Source organism: Nostoc sp. GT001, from assembly GCF_030382115.1.
Classification (GTDB): domain Bacteria; phylum Cyanobacteriota; class Cyanobacteriia; order Cyanobacteriales; family Nostocaceae; genus Nostoc.
Map to the genome: position 1 here is coordinate 3,409,250 of NZ_JAUDRJ010000003.1, position 16,303 is coordinate 3,425,552.

A 16,303-nucleotide genomic window follows, 5' to 3' on the forward strand; every position below is an offset into this window, starting at 1 on the left:
TCATTAGTCATTAGTCCAATGCCCCATGCCCCATACCCAATATCCAATATCCATCAAGCAGATCGACATTCTAAGTCCACTGTTTTTGAACTTTTTTGGATTTTGGGGTAATTGCTGTAGCTGGCTTTAATCTCTTCTAAAGCTAGACGTAAGTCTTCTCTGCCGCGAAAGCATTCCAAGCGATGGCGAATAGTGCCATTTTCAATCAATAGTAAAGTGGGTAGTGATTTTAGCCTATAGGTAGTAGACAATTTAAAATTTTGATCGGCGTTAACCCCGACTAATTTAATTTCATCCCCGCACTGGGCTTGAAATTGTAACAATAGTGGGTGGATAACTCGACATAAGCCACACCAAGGCGCTTCAAAATTAACTAAAACAGGAATAGGAGATTCTAAAACTTCTTGAGTAAATGTCCGCTCACTAACCGACAACACCATGACGCCTCTTGGATTATAAGGTTTTTATATCAAACTAGCTATCAGTACTGAATTTAGTAGGGCTGAGTTCCGAGTTCTGGTTGCTGAGTAGAAGTCCATGACTAAAAATTAGCGGATTGCATGAGGAACTCGTTTATTTTTCTTTTAGAGTTAAAGCGGGGATCGGGACTAATTGCCAAGCAATGAATACTAAGTTTCTTGCTTTGACTCAGGACTCAGGTACTAGCTTCAGTGGAGGATTGGCAAGTCAGTAACTGCCGATAGATGCTTTCAGAACATAAATATTCAGGACACAGAATAATTGGCAAAAATTGAGCGCGTTAATGTGTCTCTGATAGAAAAGCCACTTTAGAAGTAGCGTTGGCTTTTTTGGATGTTTAACTCCTGATTGCCGCGGCTGCCTGGGGATTTGACTAAATCTGCCACTTTCTTTCAAGGAAAAGCAACCAACCAACGACTACCAATATAAAATCTCAAGCTGACTGAACGCACCCTCCACTGAATAGATGTTTGAATTTATCCTACATTGATTTGGGGCAATTGATAAGCTGAAATTTCCATCTATTTCGGATTTTCTGCTGACACTGGGGATCGTCTAAAGTTACCATCCTATCCTACTAGTTGCTTCCAGTAACAGAGGGTGCGACCACCAAAGCAAAGCTATAAAAATGGCAACTCCCAAATAGGCAGGGCGGAGAAATTCCTGCCATTTGAGAGATTGACGCCCGTCAATAATTGCTTTAAAGGGAATAATTGAAGTCCGCTGTTTGGCAATTTCAAAAGCTTCGCCATAACGATGCATGAGGCGGCGATCCCCGTGCCAAACCCCAAATAAGTGATGCAATATCAATCCAATCGAAGTCACAAGGGTAAAGCTAGTACCCAGCCAGAGAGTATGAGCAACACACCAAATTATTTGTCCCACCATCTGGGGATGACGGGTAATCCGAATAATTCCTGTTTCATAGAGATGAACTTGGGGCTTTTGAATGGCAGCAATTTCTAGTAGATTGAAGGTAGCAGGATATAAAAACAAAAACGAGATTGCTGACAGCAGCCAAACAAATTCTCGCACTCCTGGCACCCCTTGTACCTGCCAAATTTGCAAACCATCATAACGGTGCCCAAAAAAGTAAATAATTAATATCACAGCCAACGGTAGGCTGACTAATGCAAAGAGAATGCGATAAAACCTTGGGCCAATATATTTTTCTGCCCAAGGGCGTAAAGCAGCGCCTCCACTGTGAGCGATCGCAAAAACTATTTGTAACCCCAGTATGACAAAATGACTGGGTGTCAACCAAGAAATCAGCAGCATATACACAGGTGAAGTAATTTAAAGAAAACCGAATTCAGTACAACCAATACCACAAAGTATTCAAAAGGGGACTTTAGTCAAGATGTTGTGCTACTGTCTTTTTCGAGTCAAGCCTTCAAGTTTAATATGCAACAAATCATGTCCGGCTGATTGCTGCCAAACCGGATTTATTACGTGCATCTGCTCCTTTAAAAGTTTGTGGGTTGAGCCTTATGTCTGACCTTCCTTTCACTTTAGATCAGTTACGTATCCTGAAAGCGATCGCTCAAGAAGGAAGCTTCAAGCGTGCCGCTGATAGTCTTTACGTTTCCCAGCCCGCTGTTAGTTTGCAAGTCCAAAATCTCGAACGGCAGCTCGATGTCCCCTTATTCGATCGCGGAGGACGACGCGCCCAATTAACTGAAGCCGGGCATCTACTCTTAAACTATGGTGAAAAAATCCTCAGTCTCTGTCAGGAAACTTGCCGCGCGATCGAGGATTTACAAAACCTCCAAGGTGGTACTTTAATTGTCGGTGCTTCTCAAACCACCAGCACTTATCTTTTGCCGAGAATGATCGGTATGTTCCGACAAAAATATCCAGATGTGGCAGTGCAATTACACGTCCACTCTACCCGGCGGACTGCTTGGAGTGTTGCTAACGGACAAGTCGATCTGGCAATTATCGGCGGTGAAATTCCCGGCGAACTGTCAGAATCTTTAGAAGTGATTCCTTACGCTGAGGACGAGCTAGCGCTGATTTTACCTGTCTTTCATCCTTTTACCAAACTTGAAAAAATCCAGAAAGAAGACCTATATAAATTACAATTCATTGCCCTAGATTCCCAATCGACTATCCGCAAAGTAATAGACCAAGTGCTAGGACGCTGCGAGATTGATACCAGACGTTTTAAAGTTGAAATGGAGTTGAATTCCATTGAAGCGATTAAAAATGCTGTGCAATCTGGTTTAGGGGCTGCTTTTGTCTCAACTAGTGCGATCGCTAAAGAGTTACAAATGGGCGTTCTTCACCGTACCCCCATTGAAGGCGTTGTTGTCAAACGCAACCTGTGGCTGATTTGTAATCCCAATCGCTATAGATCCAAGGCCGCAGAAGCCTTTAGCCAAGAAATTTTGCCCCAGTTTGCTAACCCAGGATGGAATCAAGATGTGTTAAAATTAACACAAAAAAGTCTAGTGTTAACTACATTGGAGGTAGCAACACCCACCTCATCTGGCGAAGACTAAAATCAGGTTATTAGTCCCTTGTAATTTGTCCTTCGTTTTTTGTAAATGACCAAATAATTCGTAATCACGCTCCTCTGTCGCTAACTTAATTCGTAATTATGAACCCATTGTGTTCGTGCAGGGTGCTGTAGGCAAACCAAAGGTTTGACATCAGGAAAAAAGTTTCGTGTTCCCCATTAACAAATTTAGTTTATCTGTAACCTGAACTAATTACGAATTACGTAGCTTGCTTCTTGCCATTCGCGTAGCATCTCGTAGAGAAGGCGAGTATTATCAATTACGAATTATTTTGACTAATCACGAAAATGGAAGTTTACTGCACTCGTCCGCGTTGTCCACGCCCACAAAACTATTTTGTCGATTTAGATGATGTTACGACACTGAAAACAACCCAGCAAAAGTATTGCACTACCTGTGGTATGCCATTGATGCTAGATGGTCGATATGTGCCAAGTAAACTGCTGGGAAGGGGCGGGTTTGGAGCAGCATTTTTGGCACGCGATCGCCGAATACCGGGAATGCGTCAATGCGTGGTTAAGCAGTTTCAACCATCGGGAAATTTAACCTTAACTCAACTGCAACAAGCGCAGTTAATGTTTGAAAGAGAAGCAGAAGTTTTAGCACAACTTGGTAACGATCACGAGCAAATACCTGACTTGTTTGCTTTCTTTCCAGTGATAGTTAATAGCTTGCAACCAGGAGAGCAAGACCAATTTTTTTACTTGGTGCAAGAATACATTGATGGGCAAACCCTAGAAGAAGAATTAGCTCAACAAGGTAAGTTTTCTGAACAACAAGTATTAGAAGTATTACAAGGAATTCTGCGGGTACTAGAGTTTGTTCATGACAGAGGCATTATCCACAGAGATATCAAACCTTCAAACATTATGCGTCGTCGTGATGGTAAACTTTTCTTACTAGACTTTGGCGCAGTCAAGCAAGTAACTAATGCTGCACTTGGTTCTGCTGCTTCTTCCACAGGAATTTATTCTATGGGATTTGCACCGCCTGAACAGATGGCTGGGGGGCAAGTATTTCCATCTACGGATTTATACGCTTTAGCTGTAACTCTAATTACCTTGTTAACCAATAAGGAAGCAATTCAACTATTTGATGCTTATAGTAACCAGTGGAAATGGCGAACCCAAGTGAGTGTCAACCCTCACCTTGCTGACATTTTAGACAAGATGCTGCTACCTGCGGCTAATCAGCGCTTCCAGTCAGCCCAGGAGGTTCTACGCGCACTTAACTCACAGGCGGCTCAATCTCCCACACAACTGAATTCGCCCTCTGTAACCCTGCCGCCACAACCACCCCAAGGTTCTAACCCTGTTGTTCCCCGTCGTCCATCAACTCAACCAGCGTTTTCGACATTGGAATTATTGGGAGGGGCGGGATTTAGTGGATTTCAGGGTGCATTGATCGCGATCGCCCTTTTCAGTCTAGTAAAATCACCAATAGTTACTTTGACTACTTCTGCCTTGATTTTAGGTATACTAATTTTTGCCCAAACTAAGCGGTGGATTGAAAAGTTCGATTTATTAATTATTCCCACAATTACTTTTGCGATTATTTTTTTTGTCCCCTTTTTACGGGGAGGACTTGACCTTCTGTCAGTGGTGATTTTAGCAGTTGGAGCAGGCTTAGTAGCTATTTCATTGACAGCGGTATTTCGACTTATTTATAAATTATTATCTCTCTTACTTTAAAAAACTTCTGGTGCTAACAGCTACATAAATGTCTCAGAAAAACGAAACACTTAGTCTTTTTTTAGCCGTTGTCATCACTATTGGTTTAATCTTTGGTGGTCTATGGTTTCTTATGGAACGGTGGGCGCAATTAACTGGAACTGTTCCTAAAACTTCCGGGAATGGTAACACAGGTAATCCCATAAACCAGTTTGTCAACAACAGATGTAACGTCCCAAATCTCCCAGAAGGGACATTCAACTATGGTGGTAGTACAACCTGGGCACCTATCCGTAAAGATGTAGACTCAGTACTAGAAAGCCTGTGTCCTCAATTTACTTTACGCTATACTCAACCTGCTTCAGGTCAAGCAGGATCTGGAACTGGTATTAAGATGTTGATAGATAATCAACTAGCTTTTTCTCAATCTTCTCGCTCAGTTAAAGTTGAAGAAAATACCGAAGCTAAACAAAAAGAATTTAGTTTGAAAGAAATTCCTGTGGCGATTGATGGTATTGCGATCGCGGTTAACTACAATCTCAATATACCTGGTTTAACCGTCGCCCAACTTAAAGACATCTACACTGGCAAGATTACTAATTGGCAACAAGTGGGTGGGCCAAATTTACCAATCAAAATCTATTCTCGCAACAAAGAAGCTGGCGGTACAGTGGAATTCTTTATCGAAAATGTTTTAAATAAAGAAAATTTTGGTACTAACGTTAGTTATGTTGGCACAACCACAGAAGCAGTACGAAAAGTAGCCGCGAATAGTGGCGCAATTTATTATGCTTCTGCCCCAGAGGTTGTACCACAATGTACTATTAAGTCGCTACCATTAGGGCGAATCAGCGGTCAATTTGTGCCTCCTTACCAACAACCTGTTGTCTCTCCATCTGAATGTCCCAGTAAACGCAACCAGTTGAATAGTCAAGCATTTCGTAGTGGAGACTATGCAATTACCCGCAATTTATTTGTAATCGTTAAACAGAATGGTCAAACAGATCAGCAAGCTGGCGAAGCTTATGCAAATTGGCTACTGACACCTCAAGGTCAAGAACTGATCGAAAAAGCTGGATTCGTTAGAATTAAATGAGCAAAATGGTTATATTTAGCCAAATAATCAAATATTAAATATTTTTACTTTATTTAAACTTGTTCATGTCACAAAAGAATGAAACCACAATTTTAGCTTTGGCTCTGCTGCTGACAGCTGGCATAATTGGCGGTGGTTTTTGGTGGTTTAGTAACAATGGGGCCAAAATTGGTAATAACATTATTCCAAATCAGGAACCAGGCAACAATCCATCCTTGCAAGACCGTATTAGTTTTGGGGAAAAATCTTTTACTCCAGGTGACATTTCTCCAGTGAAAAAAGAAGGAGTACAGGCGATCGCAGCTAAAAGTTATGATAAAGCGATCGCCAATTTCACAGCTGCTCTAAAACTCAACCGAAACGATCCAGAAACGTTAATTTTTATTAACAATGCCCGCATTGGTTCTTCCAAGAGCTATACCATCGTGGCTTCTGTACCATTTGGCACTGACCCCAATGTTTCTTTAGAAATTTTACGTGGTATCGCCCAAGCCCAAAATCAAGTTAATAGCTCTGGAGGAATCAAGGGAGTACCCTTAAGGGTAGGGATAGCCAACGATGACGACAATCCAGAAATAGCCAAGCAAATCGCTTCCAACCTAGTCAGTAATTCCGAAGTATTAGGTGTAGTTGGGCCGAATACTAGCGATTCCACCTTAGCCGCTGGTGCTATCTATACTTCTGGACAACTTGTAGCCATATCTCCGACTAGTACATCTGTCAAAATTTCTAACTTTAGCCGCTACGTTTTTCGGACAGTTCCCAGTGATTTTATGGCTGCGAGAAGTTTAGCTAACTATATGGTGAAAACCTTGCAGAAAAAAATGCAGTGGTTTTCTTTAATTCTCAGAGTAACTATAGCCAGTCTTTGAAATCGGAGTTTGTTTCATCCGTTTCCCTAGAGGGTGGACAGGTATCCAGCGAATTTGACTTATCCAAAGCGGATTTTAGTGCGGCTAAAAGTCTAGAACAAGCAACTAAGCAAGGTGCAGAAGTGATGATGCTAGCTGCTAACGCTGGAACTCTCGATAAAGCCCTACAAGTAGTTCAAATTAACCAGAAACGCTTAACTCTGCTAGGAGGAGATGATGTTTACACCGTTAAAACTTTAGAAATTGGCAGAGAGCAAGCTGCGGGAATGATAGTGGCAGTTCCCTGGCATATTGAGGGCGATCCTAAGTCAGATTTTCCCCAGAAATCGCGGCAGTTATGGGGCGGTGATGTGAGTTGGCGAAGTGCCCTCAGCTATGATGCCACTGTAGCTCTAATTGCGGCATTAGAACGTAATCCCACGCGATCTGGAGTCCAACAAGCACTCTTGTCATCTGACTTTTCTGCCACTGGCGCTTCTGGTACAATTCGGTTTTTAGCATCAGGCGATCGCAATGCACCAGTTCAACTTGTAAAAATTGTTCCTGGTTCTCGCTCTCGGACTGGTTATGACTTTGAACCAGTGCGTTAATCAGCAATAAAAAATTAAAAATTAACCAATAGTTAACCTGGAAAAACCCTCAAGATGAGAAATTAAGCTTTATGGGGAAAAATCTTAGTATCAACTAACAACTTATCCTCACCAACATTTAAGCCTTGAGAAAAAGACGAATAATCCAGGGGAAATTTATTATACCTTGATTTCTAAAGTAGTCAGAAGTGAGGATTTGTCAGCATTTTTAATAAAACACCCGTCCTCCAAATACAATCTCAAGTAGCAAGCACTTGTCAAGTCAAGCACTTATATTGAATGGACGCGCGGGTAATTATACTATGTCCCAAAAAAATGAAACAACTATTCTTGTATTATCCATCCTAATCACCGTCGGGCTAATAGCTGGTGGTTTTTGGTGGTTTACTAGAAAATCTGGTGTCGATCTAAATACAATTAATTCTGGTAGCACCAAAACGCCCCAAAATGGTTCAGAACAACCTAGTGGTAATACTTTCACTTCAGTAAAGGATGTTCCTACAGGATTATTTAATTACGGAGGCAGTACATCTTGGGCACCGATTCGACTAGTAGTCGATCCAGTAATTCAAGCTGCGAGGCCAGAGTTACGGCTGCGATATGTAGAACCCAGCAATGCATCACCTGGTTCTGGTACTGGCATTCAGTCCTTGATAGACGGTCAACTAGCTTTTGCCCAGTCCTCCCGACCAGTTCTAGATCCGGAATTAAGCCGTGCCCAGCAGCGTGGGTTCAGTTTGAAACAAATTCCTGTGGCAATTGATGGTTTAGCGGTTGCAGTTAACCCCAACCTGAATATTTCAGGATTAACAGTAGAACAGTTAAAGTCAATTTACATAGGCAAAATCAATAATTGGAGCCAAGTGGGCGGCCCCAATATCCCGATCAAGCCCTATTCCCGCCGCATTGCTGATGGCGGTACTGTCGAACTTTTTGTCCAAGACATCTTGGGTGGTCAAGCTTTCAGCTCCAATGTAGAATTTCTCTCCACAACCACCCAAGCCTTGCAAAAATTGGCTGATAGTCCTGGTAGCATCTACTACGCTTCTGCCCCAGAGGTGATTCCTCAATGCTCAATCAAGTCCTTGCCGTTGGGGCGCACACAAGGACAATACATTGCTCCATACCAAGAACCTTCTGTCCTCCCGTCTGAATGTCCTGGTAAACGGAACAAGTTGAACATTGAGGCTCTTCCAATCAGGAAAATACCCGATTACCCGCAATCTGTTTGTGGTGGTCAAACAGAATGGTCAGACTGAGCAGCAAGCAGGTGTCGCTTACGCCAACTTACTGCTGACTGAGCAGGGACAGCAACTGATTACCCAAGCGGGATTTGTCAAAATTCGCTGACAAGAGCGAATCGCACTCAAGACAGAGTGGCGGAAATCGCCGCTCTGAACCGATGCTTTAACCAGCTCTATTAATCGACTCTGCTGGCAAGCAAATGAGATTATCCCCTTGAGTCAAGATTAAACCACGTTGACGCAGCTTACCCATCAAGCGGGTGACGGTGACACGAGTGGAACCAATCGCGCTACCAATTTGGGCATGAGTGAGGGGAAAAGGCAGACAATAACCGCGAATCACATCAGGATCGGTGTCGCTCATTGCTGGCTCTCCATATTCCTCAATTAACAATGTGAGAAATCCTAAGAGTCGGTCAATTGTGCGGCGTTGTCCCAAGGCACTCAGCCACAGCAGCTTACGCTGGTGCTGATACCTAAAGGCATCCATAACTTCGCGACGGAAGTGAGGCCAATTGTCTAAATCGTGCCAGTACATCCACAGCACCGCTGTTTGATCGACATGGGCGTAAGCCTGGAGTGTGAATGGTGACTGAGCAACAATTTCAAATGGCTGTCCCGCTCCCACAAAACCCAAGAACGCTTCTTCTGGAGTTCTGTTGATTCGTCGAGACGTTAGCTGACTAGCAGTCGCACTAACTTGGGCGGTTCCTACCATGCGGATCGCACCCCTTTGCACCAAATACAGCAATCCAGGCCGGGCTGGAATGCGCTCATCTTTGCTAAAGGTGCGGCAGCGATAGTGTTCTTGAGCCCAGTCAAGAATGCGTTGCCAAGTCAAAAAGGCNCGTGATGCCTCAGAAAAGGAGGATGGAGATTGCATAGGTAACAAAGAGCGTTCGGCTGAAGACAAAGACGTAAATAAAAGGGTGCAAGGAGTGTCTTTGTGTTGACGAGGCAGGCTTAACGCCTAACAGCGCCAGCCAATCCAAAGAATAGAAAGCAAATTACTCTCTACTCTTTTGTTATACTTCCTACTGTACAATGATGGTAGTAAAGTTTACTTACTATTCATCGATTATTCATCAAATTTTATCCTCTTCTCATTTTTCTTCATCTAAATTAAATTTATACCGCAAGACAGATGACAGAAATGTAACAAATATATCTTACATGACTATTTAAATAATATTACGTGCATTATAAATTACCAGTTAGCAAATATACGTCAATCAAACAGCTACTATATAGTTATCTAATAAAATCACTAAGCATTGATACTTATAATTCAGAAAATATATGCATAAAAGGGGAAAAAATTCCTCTATATAAAGGTAGAGATGACAATAGAGTTTTCTATACCTCAAGTGTGTCTCTGCGACTATCAAAATCTCAGAATCGAAAAGCGATGGAGCTTGCTAGTGCGATCGCTTCAGATTTATCAGGGATTTGTGACGACGTTTTTAGCATCCAAATAGTTCCCCCTGGTTTGATAAGTTTTGAATTAACTCACTCAACCTTAGCGACTTGGTTACAAAGTCTCGTAGTCGGAAGTTTGGGGAGAGCAGGGGAGCATACTTCTCTACGAGAGGCTGCGCCAACGACTACGCTCAGTAACCTGGGGAGCAGGGGAGCAGAGGAGACAATTGATGCCCCATGCCCAATGCCCAATTTATTGTTTGCTGTTGAATATGCTCATGCACGCTGCTGTTCGCTAGTGCTTCTGGCTCATCGAGAGGGATTGATTAAACTTAGAGAACCAGTTCCAAAGACTAGTCCAGCTTTTTGGGATGTTATCTCTCCTAACCCCCTACCTTGGCTTAATTGCGACGGAACACTACAACTCAATCACCCAGATGAGCGTCGTCTAATTGGCGAATTAATACAAGTGGTAGACAACATAGAGTGTCCTGATGTTAGCGGTTCTGTGAAATGGGAAAAAATAGCGCTGAATTTGAGCCAGGCTTTTGAAAAGTTTTGGTCTAATTGTCGGATTTGGGGTGAGATCAAAATTACATCACCAGAACTAGCCCAAGCTAGACTCGGATTGCTCATGGCTACTCAGTCAGTATTAAAATTTGTCCTAGAGGAAAATCTGGGGGTTTTTGCGCCTTTGGAGTTATAAATCGGTAATGTCGCTTAGGCAAAAATAAAAACTTTTTATATAGCTATTGACTCGATGCACCACCTCGGATACATTAGCAGGTGTGTGAGGAGCGAACCAGCTAGGGCACCGAGACGAAACACGGCCAGTCGTCGGTGTCCTTTCTGATTTGTATGGGTTAGATTTTAAAAAGTGCCCTAACTACAGCAAAAACTTTTCAATTGCTACTGCTGCCCCATCTTCCTCTACGCTAGGAGCTACCCACTTAGCGATCGCTTGCACTCCTGTTGGTGCGTTGCCCATAGCTACACCAAGTCCGGCATACTCCAGCATTTCCACATCATTGAAGTTATCGCCAATCGCCATCACGTTGGCTAACTGTAATCCCAGCAATTCTTCGGCTAGGTAACGTACAGCAGTCCCCTTATTTACAGAGGCGTTAGTTGCTTCAAAAAAGGTAGCAACAGATGTCGTCATATAAAGTTCACCGGGTGTGTATTGGCGGCGCAAATTTCCTAATAGTTTATCGATTAAGTCAGTGTCATCAGATAAAGCAAGAATTTTTGTCGGTTCATTCGTTAAGGCTTGACGCAAATCACCCACAGGAATCGCGATAATACCAGAACGTTCTGCATAAGTTTTGGTTTCTCTGGTTAACTCACGAACATATAGCTGATCGTTGATGTAAAAGTGAACAGATAGAAGCGATCGCAACTCAGGCTGTTCAAAATAGTCGAGTAACTGGTGGGCGATTTCTCTGGAAACAACCCAATGGCGATGAATTTTTTGGCTGATTGGGTCTTGAATCCAGGCTCCTTGATAGGCCATTAATGGTAGGGTAGAGCCGATGTCTTGGTGGAAGCGCAAAGCTGAACGATACATTCTACCTGTGGCGATCGCCACTTGAATTCCTCGTGCTTGCGCCGCAAAGATTGCTTGCTTTACAGGTTCGCTAATGGTATTAGAGTGTCCAGCGATCGTGCCATCTATATCCAAAACTAATAGCTTAATGTCTTTTGCAGCAGCCTGATTGTCAGTAGATGCTTTCTGCATAATTTCCTAGATTTTAAGTTCCAGTAAGAGGTTAACAGGCTCTAGCGACCAGTGGGGAGTAGTAGAAAAAATTGGCATCTCTAGTCAATCCAATTCCCTTACCGTAAGGATGTTGACTTACACAATTTTAGATTTTAGATTTATCTCAGGGAGCAATACACTTGCTTTGAGGATTTTGGATTTATTTAAAAAGGTTTAAAAATTATGGCTAATAGGCGCAATAAAAAACCCGATTCTCGAACAAATCGGGTTTTTTTATTTAAATTTAGCTCGCCTGATCGATAGATAGGATCGAAAAACCTACCTATTCAAGAAAGTCTATGAATTGGAGACCTTGATCCAGCTTTTTTTGCGTTGTGACAATAGACAAAGCCCAGCAATTAAACCAATTCCAAGTGTGGCAGAGGATTCAGGTACTGATTTCACTTCATCGTAGTCATAAGTTACTTTGATACCTGCTTTGGCATAAGTATCAATATAGGATCGCATGTTGCCAGAACCCGTAACTACTGAGTTGGCTAAAGCTGAGAACAAAAAGTCTATGTCGCCATTACCAGTGAAAGACTGCAAGAATTGGGTATTGGTGAAAGACTGAGTTGCCGATTGTGTGGCAGTTAAGTTATAAACAGTCTTTCCAGAGGTGCCACTATAATCAGTAGTACCATCATATTTAGCAGCTTGATAACTCGATATATCTTGTGGATTGAGCGCAAACAGAGACTGATTATTTAGTTTTAAGCTGAGTTGACTAGCAAGATTTACTGTCACCTGAGTCGGGGTTGGACTCCTATTTTCAAAACCTGCATTTCCAAGTATGTCGCCAGTAAAACTTATTGTTACACCCTTGAGTGTACCCAAAGATGAGTCAAATTTTTGGACGCTCAGAGGTGCATCAATGATATTTGTGAAATCGTAATTAGTGGAACTAGTGTATGAGAGAGAAGCTGCATTAGCTGCGCCAGATGTTGCAACAATTCCTGCCAAAGTTGTAGCAGCAGCTAGAGTGTTGAATAGTTTTGTTGTCATGGATAGAAGATGCTTTTCTGAAACGAATCATTACGGGATTACTAACCTATTTCTAACTCTGAAACTTTGCTTGTAGTCTTGATAAATACACGTAACTTTATGTAAAGTTATTATGTTCAAATTCCTTCGATAAATAGACTTTTTGATTGGTACATATAAAGTTTTATTAAGGCAAGAGGTTTTGATAGTGGTAATATTATGTTGAAATATTAAGCTAGTTTTTGTTGGTTCCTGAGAAGTAAGCTAGGTCAACCTAATTAAACATAAAACGCTCAGGAGATAGATCCCCGACTTTTAGTGATAAGTTGGGGATCTATTTACTATCCGGTTACTATGCTTATACTCACGTACTTAATTGAACTGGTATCTCTGCCAAAAGTTGGTTCTACTTCCCTTCCGTACTAAAGTTGCAAATGCGTAAATATAAATTTGTCTAAAATCATACTCAAGAGCAATTGGTACGCAAGAACTGGGTTATTGTCGCCAAAGCCAAGCAGAACCAGCATCTGAAATTGCTAACTATGTGACAAGGCTTCTGGCTAAAATAGGGCTATGTCTGAAACTTTGACTTCCGCAACTACAACACGCCCCACGTTCATCCTCGTAGATGGGCACTCGCTGGCTTATCGTTCATACTTTGCTTTCGCCAAAGGGCGAGATGGAGGACTGCGTACTAAAGCAGGGATTCCTACGAGTATATGTTTTGGTTTTGTGAAGTGCCTGTTGGAGGTAATGGCAACACAACAGCCTCAAGCAATGGCGATCGCTTTTGATTTGGCTGAGGCAACTTTTCGCCACGAAGCTGACGAGACTTATAAAGCCGATCGCCCGGAAACACCAGAAGACTTCATTCCCGACTTAGCAAACCTGCATGAGTTGCTGAATGGCTTCAATCTACCCTTTTTCACTGCCCCTGGTTTTGAGGCTGATGATGTTTTGGGAACCTTAGCACAGCGAGTAACTGCTGCTGGGTATAGGGTGAAGATTTTAACTGGCGATCGCGATTTATTTCAACTCATCGACTCTGACAAAGAAATCACTGTTCTGAATTTTAGTCCAGATGCCCTAAAGCGCTCTACAAATAGCATCACGGAATTTAAAGCAGAACAAGTCAAAGAAAAAATGGGCGTTTTACCTTCACAAATTGTTGATTTTAAAGCTCTTTGTGGTGATAAATCAGATAATATTCCTGGTGTCAAGGGAATTGGCGAAAAAACAGCAGTGCAGCTACTGAATACCTACGGTTCACTTGAGAATGTTTATGCTGCGTTAGATGAAATTAAAGGCGCAACTCAGAAAAAACTGGCAGCAGGTAAAGAAGATGCTGAGAAGTCTCGCTATTTGGCAACTATAGTTTTAGATGTTCCGATAGAATTTAATTTAGAAGATTGCAAATTAAAAGGGTTTGATACAAGCGTCTTATCACCAATTTTAGAAAAATTAGAATTCAAGTCTTTTTTAGGCAGGATAAACGACCTTCAGCAGCGTTTTGGTGGCAAAGTTGAAGAAAAGCAAGAAACTAAAACAGACGCAAATAATCCCAAGTCTACTAACTCAGAATTCAGTGGTGATGAAGATAATGATTTGTGGTTTTTCAGTGCTAGTGATACAGCAGCAGTTCCACAACAATCGACTTCTCCAATTACAGCACGTATCATCAATACCGAAGCTAAATTAACTGAGTTAGTGAAAATTTTGCAAAAATTCACTAATCTAGAAACACCCGTTGCTTGGGACACTGAAACTACCGCTTTAGAACCAAGAGATGCTGAGTTAGTAGGAATTGGTTGCTGTTGGGGAACGGAACCAGATGAGGTGGTCTATATTCCTGTGGGGCATAAAACTGGAGAAAATTTGCATAAAGATTTGGTGTTAGAAGTATTACGCCCAATTCTCGAAAGTGCGGATTATCCAAAAGCTTTACAAAATGCCAAATTTGACCGCTTAGTTCTCAGGTGTCAAGGAATTAACTTGGCGGGAGTGGTGTTTGATCCCATGCTGGCAAGTTACATTCTAAATCCAGATTCAAGTCATAATTTGATGGATTTGTCGCAGCGATATTTAGGATTGACGGCTAAAAGTTATTTAGATTTAGTTCCTAAAGGCAAAACCATCGCTGATATAGATATTCCCGCCGTAGCAGATTACTGCGGGATGGATGCTTATTCTAGTTTTGGTTTAGTATCGAAATTGCGCGAGGATCTGGATAAAATTCCAGCTTTATCTAAGCTATTAGTGGAAGTCGAACAGCCGCTAGAAGCTGTTTTAGCCGAAATGGAATACACAGGTGTTCGGATTAATTCAGCTTATTTACAAGAACTTTCGCAGCATTTAGAAACTGAGTTAGCCAGGTTAAAAGAGGAAGCAACTGAAATAGCTGGTGAAAACTTTAACTTGGGTTCTCCTAAGCAGTTGAGCCAAATTTTGTTTGAAAAGTTGGGGTTAAGTACTAGACATTCTCGTAAAATTCAAACAGGCTACTCCACAGATGCAGCAACACTAGAAAGACTTCAAGAAGATGATAAAACTGGATTTGTTGAAGCGATCGTTGAGTATCGCACCCTATCTAAATTAAAGTCTACTTATGTTGATGCATTACCTGCATTAGTGCGTCCAGATACCCAGCGAGTACATACTGATTTTAACCAAGCAGCAACATCAACTGGTAGGTTATCTTCTTCAAATCCGAATTTGCAAAATATTCCTATTCGTACAGCTTTTAGTCGCCAGATTCGGAAGGCGTTTTTGCCTGAAGCCGGTTGGTTAATGGTGGCTGCTGATTACTCACAAATTGAATTACGGATTTTGGCTCATTTGAGTCAAGAGCCGATATTGGTGCAAGCATATCAGCAAAATGATGATGTTCATACTGTAACGGCGCGGTTAGTTTTTGAAAAAGAAAATATCACATCAGAAGAACGAGGAATAGCAAAAACTATTAATTTTGGCGTGATTTATGGAATGGGTTCTCTCAGATTTTCGCGCTCAACTGGGATAGATAAGACCATTGCCAACGAGTTCATTAAGCGGTTTAATGAACGATATCCGAAAGTATTTGCATATTTGGAGCGAGTGAAAAAAGAAGCGATCGCTCTTGGTTATGTAGAAACTATTTTCGGTCGCCGTCGTTATTTTGACTTTACCAATAACAGTTTACGCAAATTAAAAGGCAGCAACCCAGAAGATATCGATCTGAGTAAATTGAAGAATTTAGGTGCTTTTGATGCAGGTTTATTACGCTCCGCGGCTAATGCACCAATTCAAGGTTCTAACGCTGATATTATCAAAATTGCAATGGTGAGATTGCATGAGGTTTTGAAAAACTATCAGGCGCGTTTGTTATTGCAAGTTCACGATGAATTAGTGTTTGAAATTCCTCCTAATGAGTGGGAAGAATTACAACTACAAATTAAATCGGTGATGGAAAATGCAGTGCAGTTGAGTGTTCCTTTGCTTGTGGAGGCGCGTGTTGGTGAAAATTGGATGGAGACAAAGTAAGCTTGATTAGGATTAGGACAATTACATTGAGATGGGTATACATCTCTAGCATATAATTTCACAAGTTAGTAGCGTTTTTCAACGCAGAGGAACGCAAAGTAAACGCATAGGCGCTTCGCCTTCCCGCAGGGTAGGTACGTAGAGTTTT

Annotated in this window: 10 protein-coding genes and 2 pseudogenes; 7 read left to right on the top strand and 5 right to left on the bottom strand. The window is 41.9% G+C overall.

The features are described 5' to 3' along the window. Positions 1-53 precede the first annotated feature (53 nt). Complete coding sequence (locus QUD05_RS17585) at positions 54-440, bottom strand: thioredoxin family protein (protein ID WP_289797195.1); 387 nt, start codon at positions 438-440, stop codon at positions 54-56. 601 nt (positions 441-1,041) lie between these two features. Next, positions 1,042-1,758, bottom strand: a complete 717-nt coding sequence (locus QUD05_RS17590; protein WP_289797196.1) for an NnrU family protein — start codon at positions 1,756-1,758, stop codon at positions 1,042-1,044. A 212-nt stretch (positions 1,759-1,970) separates the two neighbouring features. Here QUD05_RS17590 and QUD05_RS17595 point away from each other — a divergent pair, with 212 nt between their 5' ends. From QUD05_RS17595 to QUD05_RS17615, 5 genes and pseudogenes are all read left to right on the top strand, one after another. Further along, a complete protein-coding gene (locus tag QUD05_RS17595) occupies positions 1,971-2,984 on the top strand; it encodes a LysR family transcriptional regulator (RefSeq protein WP_289797197.1) in 1,014 nt (337 codons plus the stop codon). A 305-nt stretch (positions 2,985-3,289) separates the two neighbouring features. Next, positions 3,290-4,693: a serine/threonine-protein kinase gene (locus QUD05_RS17600; protein WP_289797198.1), complete on the top strand. Its 1,404-nt coding sequence runs from the start codon at positions 3,290-3,292 to the stop codon at positions 4,691-4,693. A gap of 28 nt (positions 4,694-4,721) precedes the next feature. Next, on the top strand, positions 4,722-5,768 hold the full coding sequence (locus QUD05_RS17605; RefSeq protein ID WP_289797199.1) for a PstS family phosphate ABC transporter substrate-binding protein: 1,047 nt from the start codon (positions 4,722-4,724) through the stop codon (positions 5,766-5,768). 65 nt (positions 5,769-5,833) lie between these two features. Then, a pseudogene (locus QUD05_RS17610) lies at positions 5,834-7,230 on the top strand (ABC transporter substrate-binding protein). A gap of 302 nt (positions 7,231-7,532) precedes the next feature. Continuing rightward, a pseudogene (locus QUD05_RS17615) lies at positions 7,533-8,580 on the top strand (PstS family phosphate ABC transporter substrate-binding protein). Between the two features lie 57 nt (positions 8,581-8,637). On the opposite strand, the gene QUD05_RS17620 reads toward QUD05_RS17615, so the two are convergent. Next, positions 8,638-9,357 carry a Crp/Fnr family transcriptional regulator gene (locus QUD05_RS17620; RefSeq protein WP_289797200.1) on the bottom strand — a complete coding sequence of 240 codons (720 nt, stop codon included), beginning with the start codon at positions 9,355-9,357 and terminating at the stop codon, positions 8,638-8,640. A 525-nt stretch (positions 9,358-9,882) separates the two neighbouring features. Between QUD05_RS17620 and QUD05_RS17625 the strand changes: the two genes are divergently transcribed. Then, positions 9,883-10,599, top strand: coding sequence for a DALR anticodon-binding domain-containing protein (locus QUD05_RS17625; protein ID WP_354666138.1), 717 nt, complete (start codon positions 9,883-9,885; stop codon positions 10,597-10,599). Between the two features lie 180 nt (positions 10,600-10,779). Here QUD05_RS17625 and QUD05_RS17630 read toward each other — a convergent pair whose 3' ends face one another. Beyond that, entirely contained in the window at positions 10,780-11,631 is an 852-nt protein-coding gene (locus tag QUD05_RS17630; RefSeq protein WP_289797202.1) for a Cof-type HAD-IIB family hydrolase, read from the bottom strand. A 318-nt stretch (positions 11,632-11,949) separates the two neighbouring features. Continuing rightward, entirely contained in the window at positions 11,950-12,657 is a 708-nt protein-coding gene (locus QUD05_RS17635) for a choice-of-anchor E domain-containing protein (RefSeq protein ID WP_289797203.1), read from the bottom strand. A gap of 552 nt (positions 12,658-13,209) precedes the next feature. On the opposite strand from QUD05_RS17635, the gene polA reads away from it, so the two are divergent. Continuing rightward, complete coding sequence (gene polA / locus QUD05_RS17640; protein ID WP_289797204.1) at positions 13,210-16,155, top strand: DNA polymerase I; 2,946 nt, start codon at positions 13,210-13,212, stop codon at positions 16,153-16,155. Positions 16,156-16,303 lie beyond the last annotated feature (148 nt).